The sequence below is a fragment of the Kitasatospora sp. NPDC022856 genome (assembly GCF_055561235.1).
In genome coordinates this window covers 96,533-115,016 of the sequence record NZ_JBVHHE010000011.1, presented here as the reverse complement: position 1 = coordinate 115,016, position 18,484 = coordinate 96,533, and the positions used below count along the sequence as shown (strand labels likewise).

The 18,484-nt window shown below is 76.2% G+C and carries 18 protein-coding genes; 3 read left to right on the top strand and 15 right to left on the bottom strand.

All coding sequences use genetic code 11. From position 1 onward, the window contains the following. Nucleotides 1-37: 37 nt before the first annotated feature. The 14 genes from ACZ34W_RS16070 to ACZ34W_RS16005 form a co-directional block, all read right to left on the bottom strand. Nucleotides 38-472 carry a VOC family protein gene (locus ACZ34W_RS16070; protein WP_465604422.1) on the bottom strand — a complete coding sequence of 145 codons (435 nt, stop codon included), beginning with the start codon at nt 470-472 and terminating at the stop codon, nt 38-40. Nucleotides 473-643: 171 nt separating this feature from the next. Continuing rightward, entirely contained in the window at nt 644-4,468 is a 3,825-nt protein-coding gene (locus ACZ34W_RS16065; RefSeq protein WP_465604419.1) for a BTAD domain-containing putative transcriptional regulator, read from the bottom strand. Further along, entirely contained in the window at nt 4,468-4,851 is a 384-nt protein-coding gene (locus ACZ34W_RS16060; RefSeq protein WP_465604416.1) for a hypothetical protein, read from the bottom strand. Before ACZ34W_RS16060 ends, ACZ34W_RS16065 begins: the two co-directional genes overlap by 1 nt. Nucleotides 4,852-5,131: 280 nt before the next feature. Next, a complete protein-coding gene (locus tag ACZ34W_RS16055; protein ID WP_396487720.1) occupies nt 5,132-5,578 on the bottom strand; it encodes a TadE/TadG family type IV pilus assembly protein in 447 nt (148 codons plus the stop codon). 56 nt (nt 5,579-5,634) lie between these two features. Further along, nucleotides 5,635-6,048, bottom strand: a complete 414-nt coding sequence (locus tag ACZ34W_RS16050) for a TadE/TadG family type IV pilus assembly protein (RefSeq protein WP_329490651.1) — start codon at nt 6,046-6,048, stop codon at nt 5,635-5,637. Beyond that, complete coding sequence (locus ACZ34W_RS16045; protein ID WP_329490650.1) at nt 6,045-6,329, bottom strand: hypothetical protein; 285 nt, start codon at nt 6,327-6,329, stop codon at nt 6,045-6,047. Before ACZ34W_RS16045 ends, ACZ34W_RS16050 begins: the two co-directional genes overlap by 4 nt. Nucleotides 6,330-6,386: 57 nt before the next feature. Beyond that, nucleotides 6,387-7,265, bottom strand: coding sequence for a hypothetical protein (locus ACZ34W_RS16040; RefSeq protein ID WP_329490649.1), 879 nt, complete (start codon nt 7,263-7,265; stop codon nt 6,387-6,389). Continuing rightward, entirely contained in the window at nt 7,262-8,251 is a 990-nt protein-coding gene (locus ACZ34W_RS16035; RefSeq protein ID WP_465604409.1) for a type II secretion system F family protein, read from the bottom strand. The genes ACZ34W_RS16040 and ACZ34W_RS16035 overlap by 4 nt, the downstream gene beginning before the upstream one ends. Then, complete coding sequence (locus tag ACZ34W_RS16030; protein ID WP_396487723.1) at nt 8,248-9,858, bottom strand: CpaF family protein; 1,611 nt, start codon at nt 9,856-9,858, stop codon at nt 8,248-8,250. Before ACZ34W_RS16030 ends, ACZ34W_RS16035 begins: the two co-directional genes overlap by 4 nt. Beyond that, nucleotides 9,848-11,176 carry a CpaE-like family protein gene (locus ACZ34W_RS16025; protein WP_465604406.1) on the bottom strand — a complete coding sequence of 443 codons (1,329 nt, stop codon included), beginning with the start codon at nt 11,174-11,176 and terminating at the stop codon, nt 9,848-9,850. The genes ACZ34W_RS16030 and ACZ34W_RS16025 overlap by 11 nt, the downstream gene beginning before the upstream one ends. A gap of 1 nt (nt 11,177) precedes the next feature. Further along, nucleotides 11,178-11,906 carry an SAF domain-containing protein gene (locus ACZ34W_RS16020; RefSeq protein ID WP_465604403.1) on the bottom strand — a complete coding sequence of 243 codons (729 nt, stop codon included), beginning with the start codon at nt 11,904-11,906 and terminating at the stop codon, nt 11,178-11,180. A 146-nt stretch (nt 11,907-12,052) separates the two neighbouring features. Then, on the bottom strand, nt 12,053-12,916 hold the full coding sequence (locus ACZ34W_RS16015) for a hypothetical protein (protein ID WP_329490644.1): 864 nt from the start codon (nt 12,914-12,916) through the stop codon (nt 12,053-12,055). Nucleotides 12,917-12,987: 71 nt separating this feature from the next. Further along, nucleotides 12,988-13,467, bottom strand: a complete 480-nt coding sequence (locus ACZ34W_RS16010) for a hypothetical protein (protein ID WP_329490643.1) — start codon at nt 13,465-13,467, stop codon at nt 12,988-12,990. 282 nt (nt 13,468-13,749) lie between these two features. Then, nucleotides 13,750-14,601, bottom strand: coding sequence for a hypothetical protein (locus ACZ34W_RS16005; protein ID WP_329490642.1), 852 nt, complete (start codon nt 14,599-14,601; stop codon nt 13,750-13,752). A 259-nt stretch (nt 14,602-14,860) separates the two neighbouring features. On the opposite strand from ACZ34W_RS16005, the gene ACZ34W_RS16000 reads away from it, so the two are divergent. The 3 genes from ACZ34W_RS16000 to ACZ34W_RS15990 all read left to right on the top strand — a co-directional run bounded on the left by ACZ34W_RS16000 (nt 14,861) and on the right by ACZ34W_RS15990 (nt 17,385). Beyond that, nucleotides 14,861-15,292, top strand: a complete 432-nt coding sequence (locus ACZ34W_RS16000) for a pyridoxamine 5'-phosphate oxidase family protein (protein ID WP_329490641.1) — start codon at nt 14,861-14,863, stop codon at nt 15,290-15,292. A 159-nt stretch (nt 15,293-15,451) separates the two neighbouring features. Next, on the top strand, nt 15,452-15,904 hold the full coding sequence (locus tag ACZ34W_RS15995; protein ID WP_329490640.1) for a MaoC family dehydratase: 453 nt from the start codon (nt 15,452-15,454) through the stop codon (nt 15,902-15,904). Between the two features lie 287 nt (nt 15,905-16,191). Next, nucleotides 16,192-17,385, top strand: a complete 1,194-nt coding sequence (locus tag ACZ34W_RS15990) for an MBL fold metallo-hydrolase (protein WP_359809959.1) — start codon at nt 16,192-16,194, stop codon at nt 17,383-17,385. 51 nt (nt 17,386-17,436) lie between these two features. Here ACZ34W_RS15990 and ACZ34W_RS15985 read toward each other — a convergent pair whose 3' ends face one another. Beyond that, nucleotides 17,437-18,384 (bottom strand): DUF389 domain-containing protein, encoded by a 948-nt coding sequence (locus ACZ34W_RS15985; protein ID WP_359809908.1) that lies wholly within the window; start codon nt 18,382-18,384, stop codon nt 17,437-17,439. Nucleotides 18,385-18,484: the final 100 nt, after the last annotated feature.

The following is an 18,484-nucleotide window of genomic DNA, read 5'->3' as shown; positions in this document are numbered from 1 at the left end:
CGGTGACGGGGCGTCCGCCCCGGCGAAGCCGCGGACCTCAGGCCGGGCCCGCGGCGACGCAGAACTCGTTGCCCTCCGGGTCGGCCATCACCACGTGGTGCCCGTCGAACTCCGCGAGGACGCTCCCGCCCGCCCGCACCAGCCGCCCGGCCTCCGCCCGGATCCGGGCCCACCGCTCCTCGGGGCTGCCGTGCCCCGGGACCCGGACGTCGACGTGGAGCCGGTTCTTCGCGGTCTTGGGCTCGGGGACCTTGAGCAGGGTGAGCCGGGGGCCGACCCCGTCGGGGTCGCAGAGCCAGGCCCCGTCGTCCTCGGACTCGTCCTCCGACAGGTCGAACTGCGCGAGCCACTCCGCCCTGGTCGCGAAGGGGGCGGGCGGCGGCTCGTCGACGTAGCCCAGCGCCGTCTTCCAGAAGGCGGCGAGGAGCTGAGCGTCCGCGCAATCGAGGGTCAGGTCGATTCTGGCTGCCATGACAGGACCGTACCGCCCGCCACCGACACCCGCAGGCGCACCGACCCGCGCCCGTCACCGACCACCGGCCACCGGCCACCGGCCGTCAGGGGATCACGGGACCGGGCGCCCCGGCGGCACCGCTGCCCCGGGCGGCACGGCTGTTCCGTGCCGCCCGGGGCAGCAGCGGACTCAGGCCCCCGAGAGCAGGTCCCGCAGCAGGGCGACGGTGTCGGCGTCGAGGTCCCGGCCGGTGCGCCGGCTCAGTGCGTCCAGCCGGTTGACGGCGCGCAGGAGCTGGTCCCGGGCGCCGGCGGAGGCGTAGGCGTAGAAGAGGTCGCGGTGCAGGAGTTCGACGTCCGGGGCGACGGCGAGGCCGCGGAAGACGGCGGCCTCGGCGCTGCGGTGGTCGCCGTACTGGAGGCGGCGGGCGGCGAGTTCGTGGGCGGTGTCGACGATCGCCGCGATCATGTCCTGCCGCTCGGCCTCGGCCCAGCCGTAGGCGGCGGGCGGGGCCTCCGCGAACGGCGCCCCCCGGACCAGGGCGAGCGCGTGGGCGAGCGCCGCGTCCGCGGTGGCACTGGTGCTGCGCATGCCGCGCCGGTACAGGCCGCGGAACTCGTCCCAGTCGCAGGTGACGGTCGGGGCGAAGGCGTAGCCGTCGGTGGTGTCGGTGGGCAGGAAGGCCCGGCCCTCCGCCGAGGAGCCGAACCAGGCCGCCAGATCGGCGAGTTTGCCGGGCAGCGGGCTCTTCGCGTCGGCGACGGTGGGGTGGGTGTCCAGGTGGGCCGCGCCCGGGTGGAGGTCGTGGTCGAGCGCGGCGTGGTCGGCGCCGGAGCGCAGCGCCAGGTAGGCGGCGAGCTCGGTGAGCCGGGGCAGGTTCGCAGGCTCGACCGTGCCGGCGGCGCCGGCCACGTCCACCGGGCCGAGCAGCCGGATCCGCGGGGCGGTGCGGACGGCGTGCGCCTCCGGGGAGCGGAGGATGGCGAGCAGGTCGTCGCTGTCGCTGCGCACCGGGGTGGTGCGCGCCACCGGGGCGGGCTCCGGCTCGACGTCGGGCTCCGGGGCCGGCTCCGCGGCGGGCTCCGGGGTCGGCTCCGGGCGGCCCGGGACCCTGGGGGCGCCGCCGCTGGGCGCCGGCGCGGGTTCGTGCGTCGGGACCGGCTCCGGTACCGGCGCGGGCTCCGCGGCCGGCTCCGGCCCGGGAGCCGCCGGCGGCACCGGCTGGACCGGGACGACCACCTCGACGGCCCGGGTCTCGGCCGCGGCCGGCAGCCGGAGGTTCTGGGTGGTGTCGTCGGCGTCCCCCTCGGGGGCCTCGCCCTCATCGGCGACCGCCGGGGTGGGCGGCAGCGCGGGCGGCGCCGCCGACAAGGCGGCCGGGCTGCTCGCCTGCCGGCCGAGACCGTTGACGAGGAAGCGGGACCCCGGTCCACCGGCGGCGGCGGGCGCGGCCGGGTCGGTGCCGGCGAACGGGCTGGCACCGGTGCCGATCACCCGGGCGAGCAGCCGCGGACCGGCCGCTTCGGTGCCGTCGGACCGGGCGGCGGAAGCGCTGTCGAAGCCGCCGCCGAGCGACCCGCCGAGGGCACCGTCACCGAACGGTGCCGAGGCCCCGACCGCCGCCAGTACCGGTACGGGCGCCGGGAGTTCGGCCGGTTCGAGGTCGATGCCGGGGCCGTCGAGCGTCCAGGCGGGGGCGGGGTGCTGGGTGGTGTCGTCAGCGGCCCGGAGCAGCTCGGAGACCTGCTCGTACTGCCCGTCGCTGAGGCGCTGGAGTTCCACCGTGACGTGCAGGCCGGGAATGGTGGCCTGGCCGGTGGCGGGCAGCGTCCAGCGGGCGACCGGGCCGGTGCCGCGCTCGGGCGCGCGGGTGACCACGGCGACGCAGGTCCGCGGCCGGGCGTCGAGCAGGCGGCCGAGCTCGGCAGGGACGTCGCCGCCGGGCTGCTGGGCGCAGAGCACGATCTCCGGCACCCACGACTCGTCGGCCAGGCCGCGGCTGCGGGCGTCCCGCGGGCTGGCGGCCTCGGCGGCGACGAGCGTGGCGCGGGCCTTGGCGGTGCGCGGGCCGAGCGCGCCGAGCGCCGCCTCCAGCGTGGCGTGCCGGTGGATCCGCTCGGCGGCCGGCCCGCTGATCGGCAACTCCTCGGCGAGGTCGACCAGGTGCAGGTGGAGACGGTCGGCGAGCGGGCTGTGGGCCAGCTCGATGGCCAGGGTGCGCAGCACGTCCCGGGCGTCGTCCGGGTGGCCGGAGAGGTGGAGCAGCCGCACGGTCTCCAGGTCGGCGAGGACGACCGAGCCGTCCGGCGCGCCGCCGAGGGTGACCAGGGCCGGGTAGGGCGAGGCGGTCTTGCGCGCCTGGGAGGGCGAGAGGAGTTCGCCGGAGTCGTCCGCGCACCACCAGACGTTGGGGGCGTGGGCGGCCCGGAACGGCGCGATCGGGGCCGCCGGCCCGGAGAGGTGCAGTTCGACCGTGTGGCCGGGGGTGATCCGGGCCGCGACGATGGCGGGCAGGCGCTTGCCGCCGCGCACGGTGTTGCGCGCCATGGTGCGCAGGGCGCGGTCGAGCAGGTCCAGGCCGCGGTCGTCCTGGCGGACCTTCAGTTCGGCCTCGAACGCGGCGGCGGGGGCGGCCGGGAGCGCGATGCGGTGGCGCGGCCGGCGGGCGCGCAGCTGCGTGCCGCGCTTGTGGGCGACGGTGCCGACCATCATCGCGGCGAGCAGCACGCCGACGGTGGAGGCGGTGAGGGCGACGGTGTAGTCGTCGCCCTGGGCCTGTTCGGCGTGCGCGGCCGGGGCCTGGGCGTCGGCGGGCACCGGCGCCGGGGTGGAGGGCGCCGGCGGGGCCGGGGCCTGTGGGGCCGGAGCCTGCGAGGCGGGGGCCTGCGGAGCCGGGGCGGGCGCCTGGTCGGCCGGCGCGGGAGCCGGGGCCGGCGCCGGCGCCGGAGCACCGGGCAGGGTCAGCACCATCCCCGGCACGACCACGTCCGGATCGGTCAGCCGTTCGCCGTCCGGCGCCTGGGCGCCCTGGTTGGCCTCGAACAGCTTCGGCCAGGCCTCGGCGTCCCCCAACTCCCGCTCGGCGATGGCCGACAGGCTGTCACCGGCCGCCACCGTGACGGTGCCGCGGCCGCTCCCGGCGCTCCCGTCCGTGCCCGTCTGCGGCACGCTCGGCGCCGGCGGCACGGGCGCTGGCGCCGGGGCGGGCGCCTTGGCCTCGTCGGCCTTGGCGTCGCCGGGCATCAGCAGCTCCCAGCCGGGCTGGATGGGCCGCTCGGCGTCGAAGCGCAGACCCGAATCCCCCATCGTCCGGCCGTCGTTGAGCTTGGCGATCTCCACCCACCGCTCCCCCGAGCCCAGTTGGCGCTCGGCGATGGACCAGAGGCTGTCGGCCGGCCGGCTGTCCCGGACGGTGTAGGTGGGCTGCTGGTCGGCGGCGGGGGCGAGCGCGGGCGCGGCCTGGGCCGCGGGCAGCGCGGCCCGCTGCACACCGGCCGCCGGCTGGATCTGCGCGACGGCCGGCGCCCGGTCAGGCACCGCGGCGAAGGCCGAACCGGCCACCGGCAGCAGCGCGATCACCGAGCCGACCAGGCCGGCCGCCATCCGCTGGCTCCAGCCGAAGGCCGGGATCCGCCGGGCGATCCGCCCGCGCAGCTGGGCCGGGACCTCCAGCAGGACGGAGAGCGCGAAGCAGGCCCAGCCCAGCCAGCCGACCACGACGAGCAGCCAGAGGAAGAGCCGCCCGTCGTCGGGACTGGTCAGCAGCTGTCCGACGCCGTCCGGCGCCACCTCGCCCATCGCGGCGACCGCCCCGGTGCCGTAGACCAGCAGCGCGGGTACGCCGACCAGCAGGACGAGCAGGGTGACCAGCGCGGCGAGGGCGCCGAGCAGCGCGCCGCCCCGCCCTCGGCGCGGTGGCAGCGGTGCCGGCCGGTGGCGGGCTCCCGCCGCGGCGGGCACGCCCCGGGCCGGGCGTCCGGCGCGGGCTTGGTCCTTGGCACGTGGCGCGACCATCAGTCGGTCTCCGCTTTCTCGACTCCGTGGACGAGGGTGGCACTGCCCCTGCCCGTGACCTTCTGTTTGCCGAGCTCGCCCAACAGGGCCGGCTTGTAGTCGGCCTGCACCGTGACGGTCACGGACGAACCGTCGTCCGAGAACGCCACGTCGTGGACGGCGAGGTGGTACAGGGCGAGGTAGCTGTTGGCGGCGTCCTTGACGTAGTCCTGCTTGACCTTGTACCCCTCGCCCCGGAGCACGGCGGCCTCGTCGAGCTGCTGGCCGCCCACCCGGGCGGCCTCCTGGGCGTAGCCGTCGGTGCGCTCGGCGACGCGCAGCCGGCCGCCGGCGTCCACGACGAGCGCGATGACCAGGACCAGGAACGCCGCACAGATCGCCACGAAGATCGCGATCGCGCCGCGGTCCGACCGGTCCCGACCGCGCCGGCCCCCGGTCCGCCGTAGGACGGCCTGGCCGCCCCACCGTTCCCCCCCGGGTCTGCGCACCGTCACGCCCCCTCCCGCACCTTCGTCTCCCTGGCGGTCCCACCGGGGACCGCTCCGCCTCGTCCTGCCGTCCCCCGGGAGCTCTCCGCTTGCGTCTCCCCCGCGCGGGCCGTCTCCAATCCCCGCCCGGAGCCCTCGTCGGCACCGGCCGTCCGCCCCACCGCCATCGGCCGGCTCACCCGGCCCGGTAGTGGTCGACCACCGAGACGAACCGGCCCACCAGCCGTTTCGTCCCGGGCATGCCCGGCCCGGCCAGGAGATCGCTCAGACCCACGTCGCACCGGACCGTCACCTCGACCGTCGCCAGCGTCACCCCGTGGCTGGTCAGCTCGCCGTGCCTGACCGCGGTGTCGCTGTCCCGGCAGCTGACGCCCTGCTGCCGCAGGGTCTCGGCGGCGGTCTTCCGGACCAGTTCGTCCATTCCGTCCACGCTGCGCGCCAGTGAGGCCGTCCGGGCCGCCGAGCGGGCGGCCGCCTCCACCGTGCCGGCCGCGGTCTGCACCCGCCCGGCGGCGATGGCGACCAGCACCAGCGCGACGACGCCGGGGGCGACGATCGCGGCCTCGATCGCCACCCCGCCGCGGTCCCGCCCGCGCGCCGACCGGGCCGGGCGCAGGCTCACGAGCCCGTGCCCCCACCGGACGGGCCACGGGGGTCGGACCGGGCGCGGGGCCCGCCTCACGGCGCGGCCGCCGGCGGGACGAAGCGCTCGCGCGGCGCCTCGGCGTGCTGCGTGATGGTCGGCGGGGTGATGCCGGGGATCAGGACCGGTGGCGTGAGCTCCACCGTGACCCGGATCAGCTCCGGCGTACTCCCGTCGGTCCGCACCCGGTAGCCGGGGCCGTCCTGCCTTCGCAGGAAGTCCTCGGCCTGCCGCCTGGCCGCGGCGTCCTTCACCTCGTCGCTCCGGTTCCCCTGTACGCGGCCGGCGTCCACGCCCTCCCGGGCGGCGGTGAGCGCGAGTTGGCGGTTGTACCACCAGATCGAGCCCTGGACGACGAGCAGCACGAGCAGCAGGACGACCGGGAAGACGATGGCCAGGCTCAGGCTTATCGCTCCGCGGTCGCGACGGCGACGGGGTCGGTGCCTCACGGGGTGGCCGCACCGCCCCCGCCGGGCAGGTTCGGGTCCTGCTCGACCTTCTTCACGACCTTGTCCTTCAACGCGTACAGCGCCACCGCGACCGCTCCGGCGACGAACACCAGCGCGATGATGGCGAGCGCGAGTTCGATGCTGATCGCGCCGCGGTCGCCGCGCGCCCGGGCGGCCTTCAGCCGGCCGACCCGGAACTGGAAGAGCAGCAGGGCGAACTGCACGGGCAGCAGGGTGGGCCGGATCAGTCGGCCTGCCAGGGATTTGAGCTGGTCGGACATCGGAGGACTCCCGGGGGTTGGGTGTGGTGACAGGCGCTCACCGGCACCAGGACGGTGTCAGGCGAGCATCTGGTGGAGCGCGGGGAAGACGATCAGGGCGGTCATCAGCAGGGTCAGCGCCGCCCCGGGCGCGACCATCCGTTCACTGTCGGCGTTGGCCCGCGCGAGGTCCTCGGCGAGCAACTCGCCCCGCAGGCCCTTGGCCCGGGCACGCAGGGTGTCGTACACGGCGGCGCCGTCGGTACCGGAGAGCCGCATGATGTCGGCGACGTCCTGCAACGGCGTCAGCCCGAGTTCGGCGGCGAGCGCGTCCAGCCCCGCCCAGGGCGGCAGCCGGTCGGTCGCGGCGCGGTCCAGGGCGTCCCGGATCCGGCGGAAGACGGGGCCGCGGCCGACCGCGGCGGCCCGGCGCAGCGCCTCGGCGGGCCCGAGGTCGGCGGCCCGCTCCAGCGCGACCAGCTCCAGGTAGGCGGCGATGCCGTGCAGGTACTCCGTCCGCGCCTCCTTGGCCTCGCCGCGCACGATGGCGTCCGGGACGAACCAGAGCAGCCCGCCGAGCAACGGCCCGACCAGCAGCGGCAGCGCGAACGGCAGGCCCATGTCCAGCAGCACCGCCATCGCCGACAGGTAGGCCGGCAGGACGAGGCCGATCACGGCGAACAGCAGCTTGTGCGCCATGAACCGGGCCGGGGCCCGGCCGATCAGCGACAGCTCGCGCTGCGGGACGCGCACCCCGCGCAGCCCGATCGAGCGCTCGCCGATCCGGTCGAACCAGCGCGGCCGCTCGTCCGGGTCCGGCGCCCGGTCGGCGGGCGTGCGGTGCAGCCGGTCCAGGGCCTGGCTCAGGTCGGGCGGCGCGGGCCGGAGTTCGGAGATCAGCAGGGCGACGCCGCCGGCCGCGACCGCGCCGGCCAGCACGGACCAGGGGGAGATCACCGGACCTCCCCGAGGAGTCGCCGGTCGTCCCCGGTCTCCTGCGGCTCGCCCTCGGCCGGCGCCTCGGCGGCGCGCCGCCGGCCCCCGCCGCGGCCGCGCCGTTCGGGCTCCAGCAGACGCGGCACCGGCGGGTGCGCGGCGAGCGCGCGCATCCAGGCGATGATCGCCACGAAGAGCGCGGCGACCACCGCGAGCACGATCTGGCCCAGCACGGTGCTGTAGGGCCGGGTGTAGTCGGTGTTGAACGAGCCGATCACGACGACCAGCACGATGATCCCGACCAGCCAGCGGATGGTGGTGCGGTGCTTGGCCCGGTCGGCCTCGATCGTGCGGCGCTGACGGACCTCCTCGCGGACCGACTCGGCCATGTCCGAGAGCGCCCTGGCCAGGCCGGGGCCGCTGTCCCCGGCGCGCAGCAGCAGGGCGGCGAGCACCTTGTCGGCGGTGGCGTCGGCGAGGCTGTCGGCGAAGGCGCGCAGCGCCTCCTCCGGCCGCCAGCGGGCCTGCAGCCGGGCGGCCAGCTCGCCGACCTCCTGCTCCAGGGCGGCGGGCGCGGTGCGGCGGCTGGTGACGATGGCCTGGTTGAGGCCGACGCCGAGCAGCAGCACGTCGGCGATGCGCTGGGTCCACTCGGAGAGCGCCTCCAGCCGTTCGATGCGGTGGGTGTCCGAGCGGGTGGTGTCGAAGAGCCAGGGCAGGCCGAACACGGCCAGCGGCACCAGCAGCGCGGTGAGCGGGATGCCGGTGAAGAGCCAGCCCAGCGGCGCGGCGACGAGCGCGACCGGCAGCTGGATCCGGCGCAGCCGCGCCGTCCGGGCGGAGGCGGTGCCGGGCGCGCCGTACCAGAGGACGTGGCCCCGGGAGGCCAGCGGGCTCCGGCCGTCCTCGTCCGGGTCGCCGGTCTCCTCGCTGCCGAGCGCCCAGAACACCAGGGTCACCAGGCCGGCCGTGACCAGCAGGCCGCAGAGGACGAAGAGCAGGGTCATCGCGCCCCACCGCCGATCCGCAGTTGCAGCGGCTGGCCCCAGCTCCCGTAACGGGAGCCGAGCAGCGCGGCGTCGAAACCGGCCCGGCGCAGGTCGTCCAGGCAGTTCGGCGGGGTGTGCGGGACGGCGCGGGGCTCACCGAGCTCGGGGCGCGGGCCGAACACGGTGTTCAGCGCGGGCCGGCCGCTCTCGCCGAGGCCGGCCACCTCCAGGACGTGCGAGACGAAGCGGTGGCGGCGGCCGCCGACGGCCGTCTCGTCGACCATCGCGACGTGCACGATGAGGTCCACCGCGTTGGCGGTGAGCCGGTAGGCGAGCGTGTCGGTCATGTGCGAGCCGTACTCCAGGCAGAGTTCGGCGATGCGGTCGACCACCATGTGCGGGCCGCGGGCGTGCAGGGTGCACATCGAGCCGCCCTCGCCGTTGGTCATGACGCGCAGCATCGGGACGACCTCGCCGGAGCGGACCTCGCCGACGATGATCCGGGAGAGCGTCATCCGCAGCGCGGCGGGGATGAGGTCGCCGATGCTCAACTCGCCCGCCAGCCGGCCCTCGACACGCTCGCCGTTGCCCTCCCGGGCCTCCATCGGGACGACCTGGCGCAGGTGGCCGAGGGTGTGCAGCCAGAGCTCGAACTCCGACTCCAGGGTGCCGATCCGCTCGTCCGGCGGGATCTCGGCGGCCATCGCGCGCAGCAGGCTGGTCTTGCCGACGCCCTGGGTGCCGGTGATCATCACGTTCTTCCGGGCCCGGATCGCCGCGGCCAGGAAGGCGGCCAGGGTGGTGTCCAGGGTGCCGAGTTGGACCATCTCGGACAGCGTCGCCGAGGCCACCCGGTGGCGGCGGATCGCCACGTACGGGCGCGGGGTCACCTCGGTGAGCGCCTGGAGGCGCATCCCGCCCTCCAGCCGGAGCGCGAGGGTCGGGCTGGAGGTGGAGAGGCTGCGCTCGCCGCCGCCGTGCTGGCGGGCGAGGTCCTGGAGCAGTTCGATCAGCTCGGCGTCGCTGTCGGCCACCGGCGGCACCTGGCGCAGGGGTTGGTGGACCCGGGAGACCCAGACGTCGTCGCAGCCGTTGATCAGGATGTTCTCGATGTCCGGGTCGTCGAGGTAGGGCTGGAGCCGCCCGGCCCGGAACAGCAGGTCGAAGACGGCTTCGGCGAGCGAGCGGTCCTGCTCGCGGGTCGGCGGGATGCCGTGGGTCTGCGCGTAGGCGTCGGACCAGCGGGCGACCGCCTCCTCGATCAGGGCTCGCCCGCGCTGGCGGCGGGTGGCGCGGTCCGGCTCGACGCCGGAGGTCGCGGTCAACCGGGCGATCTGCTGGTGCAGTTCGGCCGCCACCTGGCGCTTCAGCTCGCGCGCCACCTGCGGGTCGACGGCCGGCCGGGTGCCGGCGCCGCGCAGGTCGAGCGCGGGCAGCGGGGCGGGCACGGCGGTCGGGGTCGCACCGGCCTGGTAGCCGTCCGGGTACGGCGCGGCGGCCGGCCCGACCGGGCCGGGGGTGACGTGGCCGGGCCGGGGCGCCGACGGGGGCTCCGGCTGGGGAGCCGTCCAGGGCAGTGCGGCCGGGTCGGCCGCCGGACGCTGGTGCAGGGGGCTACCGCGCACGGAGCACCTCCCCGTAGCTGACGTGGGACTCCGGACCGGCGGACGGGTGCCGGGGCCCCTGGGCCAACGGCGGCTGGGGCTGCGGTGGTTGAGGCTGCGACTGCGGTTGAGGCTGTGGCTGTGGCTGCTGCGACGACTGGGGCCCGTACGAGGCCTGCCCGTACGGCTGCTGCCCGTACGGCTCGGCCGCGCCGAACTGCGGCTGCCCGTGGGCCTCCTGGTCGTACTGCTCCGCCCCGCCGTACTGCTGCTGCCCGTACGGCTGCTGGCCGTACTGCTCCGCTCCGCCGTAAGCCCCCGGGGCGTCGGACCGCGGCGACGGCCCCTGCTGCGGCGGCTGGACGTGCGCCGGGAACGGCGCGGGCGCGGCCGGCTGCGGCGCCAGCCCGGCGAGCGGGGCCACCGGCCCGGTGGTGATGACCGGAGCCTGCGGCACCGGCCCGTACGGCTGGGGCGCCGACGGGTACCCGGGGGCCGCGCCCTCCCCGTCCGGCACGGGCGCCGGACCGACCTGGGCGGGCGCCGCCGAGGGCGCCAGCCGCTGCCTGCGGCGGCGCACCAGTCGCTGCACTTCGTCGGCCGCCGACCGGGCGGTCCGCATCAGCTCCGAGCGGATGAACCGCCGGTCGGTGATGTCCCCGCCGTCCGAGAGCACCCGCGCGGTGCGGGCCGCGTACGGCAGCAGTCCGAGCACCGGAAGGCCGTACTCGCGCGAGACCTCCGTGCCGGAGTAGGGGCCCTCGGTGACCAGCAGCAGCCCGAGCGCGTCGGCCCCGGTGCCGGCGGCCGTGAGGTCCTCGGCGAGCGCGGACAGCCGTGGCCGGGCCGCGCTGAGCCCGCGCAGGGTGGTCCGCACGGTCACCGCGACCACGTCCGCCCGGCGGGCCAGCACGGCGCTGGTCCCGGTGGCGCCGGAGCGCCCGAGGTCCAGGATGACGTCGTAGCCCTGCGGTTCCAGCCCGTGCAGCACCTCCATCAGCGGCTCCCAGGTGTAGGCGAGCCCGGGTGCCTGGGTCGGGTCGGTCAGGCCGGGCAGCAGCAGCCGTTCGGCGTTGCCCTCGGGCGAGAGGTCGATCAGCTGCTCCCAGAGCGTCTGGGCGAGCAGGCCGCGCCGGTCCGCGACCGCCAGGTTGCGCAGCCCGTAGACCGCCTCGACCCGGCCCTCCAGGGCGCCGGCCAGCACGGCTCCGCCGTCCGGGTCGCACTCCACCAGGACGATCCGGCGCCCCGGCGGAAGCGGCCAGGCCAGCAGCAGCGCCAGGGCCGTCGTGGTCGCGCCCGGAGCTCCCGGGCCGCCCACCACCGCGATCACCGCCATCTCAGCCCCCACCCGCCCCGGAGGGCGTCGCGGAGCCGGACGGCGCGGCGGAGGCCGTCGGCGCGCCCGTGCCCGAAGCCCCCGAGGGCGCCCCGGACGGCGCGGCCGCGCCGCGCGGCGCCAGCACCACCTGGATCCGCCCGCTGGCGACCCAGGAGGCCAGCCGGGGCGCGTCGGCCGCCGCCACCGCCACGTCCACCACCTGGCTGCCGTCGGTGTCCACCCGGCCGACCGTGACGACGAGCGCGGACAGCGAGTCCGGCCGGCCGCTGTCGGGCGTGTAGACGACGACGACCGACACGCCGGGGGTCAGCCGGGCCGCCGGCAGCTGGGTGCGCTTGGCCGACACGCCGACCAGCAGCTGGCCCGGCTGGACGGTCAGGGCCTGCGCGAGGTCCGCCGTCAGCAGCAGCGCGCCGCGCCTGAGGTCGGTGCTGGCCCGCATCCCGACCGCCTTGCCGCGTTCCGCGGCCGCCAGCGGTTTCAGCGCCGGATCGGTCGCGATCCGCGCGACCACCAGGTCCGCGTCGGTCACCACCTGTCCGAACGGCACGTCACGGGCCAGTGCCAGGACGGCGACCCGCTGGCCGGTGCTGTTGTAGAGCACCGCGCCGCCCAGCCCGCCGGCGGCTATCAGCGCCACCGCCATCGCCAGCACGGCCGGGCGCCGGCGTCGTGCCCGCAGGTTCCGCCCGGGGGCGTGCGGCGCCCCGCGCCCCTGCTCCGGCACCGCCACGGACACCGCCGCGGCCCCGGCCGTACTGGCCCCGGGCGTCGCAAATGTACGGTTCTCCACCGGGTTCCGGCCTTCCCACGTCGTTCGGACATTGCTGCGTGCGCGCCGGTGCGGCGGGGGTCGCCCCCGCCGCACCCGCGTCAGTTGAGGACCTGCACCTCGCCCACCCGCAGCTCCAGCGGAGCGAAGGTGAGCGGGACCTTGATCGGATCGACCTTCTGGGTGCTGCCGGTGACGGTCACCACGCCGACCCAGTTGGCCTGGATGCTCCCGACGAAGGTGCCGCGCGGCTTGCCGCCCGAGCCGGTGGTGAACTCGTGGCCGCAGGTGGGCGACTTGGCGGCGCCGTACTTGGCCTCGTAGGGTGTGCCGGCCGCGGCGCCCGGCTTGTCACAGGTCTCCTTCCGGCCGTCCCCGAGGTCCCAGACCACCGAGTCCAGCCGCGGGGTGACGGTGACCGTGATCCCGCCGCCGCTCACCGACTTGGCCGCCGGCGCCTTGGCGTTCTCCAGCCAGAGCCAGACCGGCACCCCGACCACGGCCGTGTCCTTGGGCGCCACGCCCGGCTCGGGGAACGGCAGGACGATGGTGTCCATGATCCTGCGCGCCTCCGCCACCGGATTGAGCGGCGGCGGCCCGGCGGGCGCCTGGGCGAAGAACCTGGGCGCGGGCGCGCCGATGCCGCCGTCGGTGAAGCGGCAGGTCACCGCGTAGACCGTGCCCTCGGAGGGCTGGTGCCCCTCCCAGGCCTCGGAGCCGGCCGGCGGCTGCGGGGAGACCTCGCGGTAGTAGCAGCCGGTCGAGCCGCTGAACCAGCCCAGCTCCGGGTCGTGGCAGGGCCAGTCCTGGCCGTTCCAGCGGCAGATCTGCGGGCCGCCGGTGCTCCCGCCGCCCGTCCCGCCGCCGCCCGGGGAGGGCGTGCCGCCGGGGATGGTGCCGCCCTCGCAGATGACGTTGACGGCGCAGTGCGTGACGTCCCCGCCGATCGGTGGTTCGTCCGCCATCGCAGGCGCGGCCGGGGATAACAGCAATCCCGCGACCAACAGCGTGCGGATCACGAATCGCCGTACCGGTTTCAGCATGTTCGGTCCACCTCCCGCTTGAACTCGTAGATCAGCCAGCGCGTCTGGAACTGTCGCAGGGAAACGGTCGCGATGTACCGGGTGAGCCGCCGCGGTGGATCCTTTACCGCGCGGGTGGTCGCATCGGCCTGGTGCCAGTCGGTCACATCGAGGCAGTCCTCGATGACGGCGGCCTGCGGGTCCGCCTTCAGATCGACGCTCTTCACCACGGGTGAATTCCGCGGGGCGCCGATCATCACCAGTTTGGCGTCATGGAGCTGACGGAGATTGACGAGGGCGTCGGCCAGTGCCTTCCCGGACGAGTACGTCTCCAACTGGGAGCCGTCCGAATCGGCCCGGGCGAAGTCCGCCGCCTGGGTCTGCCACCAGTCCTGATAGGTGCTCAGCGCCAGGCGCCCCGCCGCGCCTTCGGGCCCTTCGGTCGGCGCGATCCCGACGTTTGCCGAACCACCCGAAGGAGTTACCGGGTTCACTCCCGCAACACTTGGCGCAGCCGTCCCGAGACGATCGACGGAACCGGCGCCACCACCACTCCCACAGGCGGTCAGAAGCATCGCCAAAACCAGCCCAGCGACCCCAACCGCCCCAGGGCGCAATACATTTCCGCGCCGCCGCATCGCCCCACCTCGTCGCGACCGACCCCGTCCGTGGTCTGTGGTCGCCAGAAGAATTCCGCTGCCCCGCCGGTGTTGCCGCGAGAGCATCGATTCTTCGCCAAGCCACCCCTTCACGGCAACACCCCGGGCCACCTGACCTTACGTGGAAGGTGGATCCGTCGGGGCACTTTCACGCCACAGGACGGCCAACAGTTCTTCGGAAAGCGACAATCCGGCCAATGCGCCCCGCACCGCGGCCCGATTGCGCATCAGGAGGCGCCCGCCCGGCGGCGGTACGAGCAGGCGCGCGCCCGGCGCACCGGCCGGATCACCGCCGTCGAGCAGACCGGCGACGGCCGGCTGGAGGTCGAGCGGGGCGACGGCGGCCGGTGCGCCGGGGAGCCCCTGCCGGAGCACCCCGGTCAGGGCCCGGCTGAACGACCCCTCGCCGCCCGGCAGTACGGCGTCCCGCCCGCGTCTGCCGGGGGTGTAGCGGCCGATCCGGCCCCAGAGCGGAACCCGCGAGTAGCTGAGCAGCTCGCCGACGCCGTCCTCGCCGCCACCGCGTTCGAGGGCCGACCAGGTGTCCCGGTCCACGACGGCGTCGACCAGCAGCAGCGCCTCCTCCTGGTCGCCGTGGACCATCGCGCTGACCACCCAGTCCCAGGCGAGCCCGCGCCGGTACGCGTTGTCGGCGGTGCTGCCACCGGTGACCAGGGCCAGCCGCCGCCCGCGCGGATCCGCCACCAACTGGCCGACCAGGCAGACCAGCAGCCACCGGCCCGGCCGCGCGGCCGCCTCCCGCACCGTCGTGAGCATGGTGTTGGCGTCCGCGCCCGGCTCCACCACGGCCACCCGGCAGCCCGCCGATCCGGCGTCGAAGCACATCCCGGGCAGCACGTCGGCGAGCAGCCGGGCGCCGTCCGCCGCGAGCGCCGAACCGCCGAAGCCGCGGTCCGGCCCGCCGTCCGCCCCGATCACCACAAGGTCGACCCCACTGACCACCCGCACCGCCCCCTCCTCGCCGGCCCCGGCAACCCGGGACCGCCCGCCGCGCCCGTGTACCGCCGCGGCCCCTGTCCTGCCCTGTCCTGCGTGCGCCGCCGGGCCCGCCCGGCCCCGGTCGCCTGGTGCCGCCCGTGCCGGCGGCACGTTCCACCCGCCGCCGGACAAGCTACCGCCCCGGGCCGCGGCGGCGGGGCTCCCGGCCCGGCCGCTCCGGGACCATGGGCCCTATCGGCCGCACACCGGCGGGGGCACGATCGGACCCATGGACCGTGACGACCGGGTGGAGACCCTGTGCGAGGCCGAGTGCCTTCGGCTGCTCAGCACCGTGCCCGTCGGACGCGTGGTGTACACCGAGCACGCGCTGCCGGCCGTGCTGCCGGTCTCCTTCGACGTCACGCCGGACGGGCGGCTGCTGCTGGCGGTGCGCCGGAGCAGCACCACCGCGCGCGGGCTGGACGGCACCGTCGTCGCCTTCCAGGCCGACCGGCTGGACGCGGTCACGCGGACCGGCTGGAGCGTCCTGGTGCACGGCCGGGCGGACGTGGTGCGCGACCCGGAGCTGGTCCGCCGGGCACTGCGCAGCGGGCTGCGCCCCTGGGTCGGCGATCCCGACCCGATGTTCGTCGCACTGGTGCCCGAGCTCGTGGGCGGCCGCCGACTGCTGCCCGCCGGCCGCACGGTGCAGCGGTCCTAGGGGTGTGCTCGTCCGACCGGCCCCGAAGCTCGCCGGACCGGTGACCGGCCCGCCGTGGACGGCGGAGCGCCCGCCGGGGACGGCCCCCTGACAGGTGACCGGCGAGTAGGCATACTCTCCCGGAGTTCCCCCACCTCCGCCTGCCACCTGGAGCGCACCGTGACGACCTTCGCCTCCCTCGCCGACCTGACCGCCGCCGTCGGCACCGAACTCGGCACCAGCCGGTGGCACACCGTCGAGCAGGAGCGGATCGACCTGTTCGCCCAGGCCACCGGCGACCACCAGTGGATCCACGTCGACCCGGAGCGGGCGAAGGAGAGCCGGTTCGGCTCGACCATCGCGCACGGGTACCTCACGCTCTCGATGATCCCGGTGCTGGCCAAGGAGTGCTACAGCGTGGAGGGCGTCCGGATGGCGCTGAACTACGGCTCCGAGAAGGTGCGCTTCCCGGCTCCGGTGCCGGTCGGCACCGCGCTGCGGGCCACCGCCGAGCTGGTCTCCGCGACCGAGGTGCCCGGCGGCGTCCAGGCGGTCGTCCGGTTCACCATCACCAGCGCGGAGAGCGAGAAGCCGCACTGCGTCGCCGAGACGATCACCCGCTTCTACGCCTGAGCCCGGGGGCCGGGCCGGGCCCTCCCGCGCGTGCCGTTCGGCCCGGCGTACGCCGAACGGCACGCGTGGGGCCGTCCACCGGGTCCGGACCGCCCACTGCGAGTAACCTCCGACGAGATGGTCGTCGTACCGCTTCGGTCTCACCGCCGTGGGTACGCGCCCCGGCATGCCCGGTAGCCGCAGCCGCCCTTGGAGGTGCCGTGCCCCGCCCCGTCCCGTGGTTCTCCCGCGTCGCCGCTCTGGCCTCGCAGTTCTCCGTCCCCTCAGCGACCACGACGGCCCCGGGCCTGGCCGGACTCCCCCGCGCGGCCTGGCAGCGGGTCCGGACGGACGCCTTCGGGGCCGACCCGCGGGGCGAGCGGCTGGCCCGGATCCACCGCTCCCCGCAGTTCGCGGACGGCGCGTTCCGCAACCCGCTGCCGACCCGCCGACTGGTCTACGAGCGCAGCCCGCTGGAGATCACCCGCGCCCAGCTCACCGCCGACAAGACCCGCCGGGTGCCGACCGCCGCCGTGCCGCTGCACCGGCTGCTCCCGGTCGACCTGGCCCGGCCCCCCGCGTCCGGGCTGCGGCTCAGCTGGCTCGGCCACGCCACCGTGCTGGCCGAGATCGGCGGCCGCCGGGTGCTCTTCGACCCGGTCTGGGGCGAGCGCTGCTCACCGTTCGGCTGGACCGGTCCCAAGCGGCTGCACCCCGTCCCGCTGCCGCTCGCCGAACTCGGCCCGGTGGACGTCGTGGTGGTCTCCCACGACCACTACGACCACCTGGAGATGGCCGCCGTCCGTGCGCTGTCCGCCACCGGCGCGGTCTTCGCCGTCCCGCTCGGGGTCGGCGCGCACCTGGAGCACTGGGGCGTGCCGGCCGACCGGATCGTCGAGCTGGACTGGTGGGAGTCGGCCGAGGTGGCGGGCCTGACGCTGACCGCCACCCCGGCCCGGCACTACTGCAGCCGCGGCCCGCGCACCAGCGCGCTGTTCCTCTGGGCGTCCTGGGTGGTGTCCGGCGGCGGGCACCGACTCTTCCACAGCGGCGACACCGGCTACTTCCCCGGGTTCGCCGAGATCGGCCGCCGGTTCGGGCCCTTCGACGCGACGATGATGCAGGTCGGCGCGTACAGCGACTTCTGGCCCGAGGTGCACATGACGCCCGAGGAGGGCGTCCGGGCCCATCTCGACCTCGGCGGCGAGCTGCTGCTGCCGATCCACTGGTGCACCTTCAACCTGGCGCCGCACCCCTGGGAGGAGCCCGCCGAACGGGTGGTCGCCGCCGCCCAGGCGCTCGGTGCCCGGCTGGCTGTGCCGCGCCCCGGCAAACCCTTCGAGCCGGCGGACCCGCCCGCCCCGCGGCTCTGGTGGCGGGCGGTCGCGGCGCTGCCCCGCGACGACCGCGAACTGCTCGTCCCGGACGGCCTGGCCGGGGCGGCGGGCCACCCCCCGGTCCGCCCCCAGGGCGCCGCGGAGGACGACGGCGTACCCGTCTGAGCCGCGGCGGCCCGGCGTGCCGTCAGCCCGCCGCGCCGTCAGCCGCCGCCGTCAGCTCGCCGCCTCCTGCTTCGCCCGGCGGCGGATCACCCGCCAGGCACCCTGCTGCACCAGCAGCGTCAGCACCCCCGCCACCACGATGCCCAGCATGTTCACCAGCAGCTGCCAGCTGGAGCCCCAGAACTGGTTCAGGTCGCCGTAGCCGAGCGCGACCGCCGCGTTGGCGGCCGCCGGCACGGTGGTCACCGAGATCGCCACCCCGACCAGCATCCCGGCCTTCGCCGAGGTCAGCGAGAGCAGACCGGCGACCCCCGCGAGCAGGGCGACCACGAAGGAGGTCGCGTCCGGCTGCCAGATGAACGAGGTGTTCGGCCGCGCACCGTCGAAAGCCGCCTGGCTGAACAGCCCGAGGGCGTCCATCAGCAGGGAGAACAGGACGGTCAGCGCCATCGCGACCGCGAAGCCGGCCACCAGCGCGTTCAGCGACCGCAGGGCGGGCCGGGCCCGCCGCTGGACCAGCGCGACGCAGAACCCGGCCAGCGGCCCGAACTCCGGCCCGACGGCCATCGCGCCGACCACCAGGATCGCGCTGTCCAGCACGGCCCCGCACGCGGCCAGCATGGTCGCGACGGTGAGGAAGGCCAGGTAGACGGCGGTGAGGGTGGACTCCTCGTGGGTGATCTCGGAGACCGCCTCCCAGACCAGCGCGTCCGCCCCCTCTCCCGGCGCGAGCCGCTCGGCCTCGTCGGCGGCGGCCGAGAGGGTCAGCGCGACCTCCTCGGCGCTGATCGCCCCGCGCTCGGAGAGCCCGGTCTCCCGCAGCGCCCCGAGCACCTCGTCCGCCGACTCGCGCGCCACGTCGCAGAGCACCACGTCCCCGGCGGGCCGGACGGCGGCGTCCGGCAGGACCACCACGTGGGTCACGCCGACGAAGCCGTCCAGGCTGTCGAGGACGGCTTTCCGCAGGTCGTGGGGGACGATCAGGCGCAGGTGCAGCACGGGGGCTCCGGGCAGTGGTCTCGGCGAGGAACGGACCGGCTCACCCTAGGGCCTGCCGCCCGGGCCCCTGCCGCGCGGGCCCCGGCGGCCCGGGGCGGGC

Excerpts from the sequence above, each read along its gene's own strand:
- ACZ34W_RS16025 (WP_465604406.1), bottom strand. The coding sequence starts at position 11,176 with ATGGCGGTGATCGCGGTGGTGGGCGGCCCGGGAGCTCCGGGCGCGACC.
- ACZ34W_RS16070 (WP_465604422.1), bottom strand. The coding sequence starts at position 472 with ATGGCAGCCAGAATCGACCTGACCCTCGATTGCGCGGACGCTCAGCTC.
- ACZ34W_RS16035 (WP_465604409.1), bottom strand. The coding sequence starts at position 8,251 with ATGACCCTGCTCTTCGTCCTCTGCGGCCTGCTGGTCACGGCCGGCCTG.
- ACZ34W_RS16000 (WP_329490641.1), top strand. The coding sequence starts at position 14,861 with ATGGACCGTGACGACCGGGTGGAGACCCTGTGCGAGGCCGAGTGCCTT.
- ACZ34W_RS16015 (WP_329490644.1), bottom strand. The coding sequence starts at position 12,916 with ATGGCGGACGAACCACCGATCGGCGGGGACGTCACGCACTGCGCCGTC.
- ACZ34W_RS16065 (WP_465604419.1), bottom strand. The coding sequence starts at position 4,468 with ATGGTCGCGCCACGTGCCAAGGACCAAGCCCGCGCCGGACGCCCGGCC.
- ACZ34W_RS16045 (WP_329490650.1), bottom strand. The coding sequence starts at position 6,329 with ATGTCCGACCAGCTCAAATCCCTGGCAGGCCGACTGATCCGGCCCACC.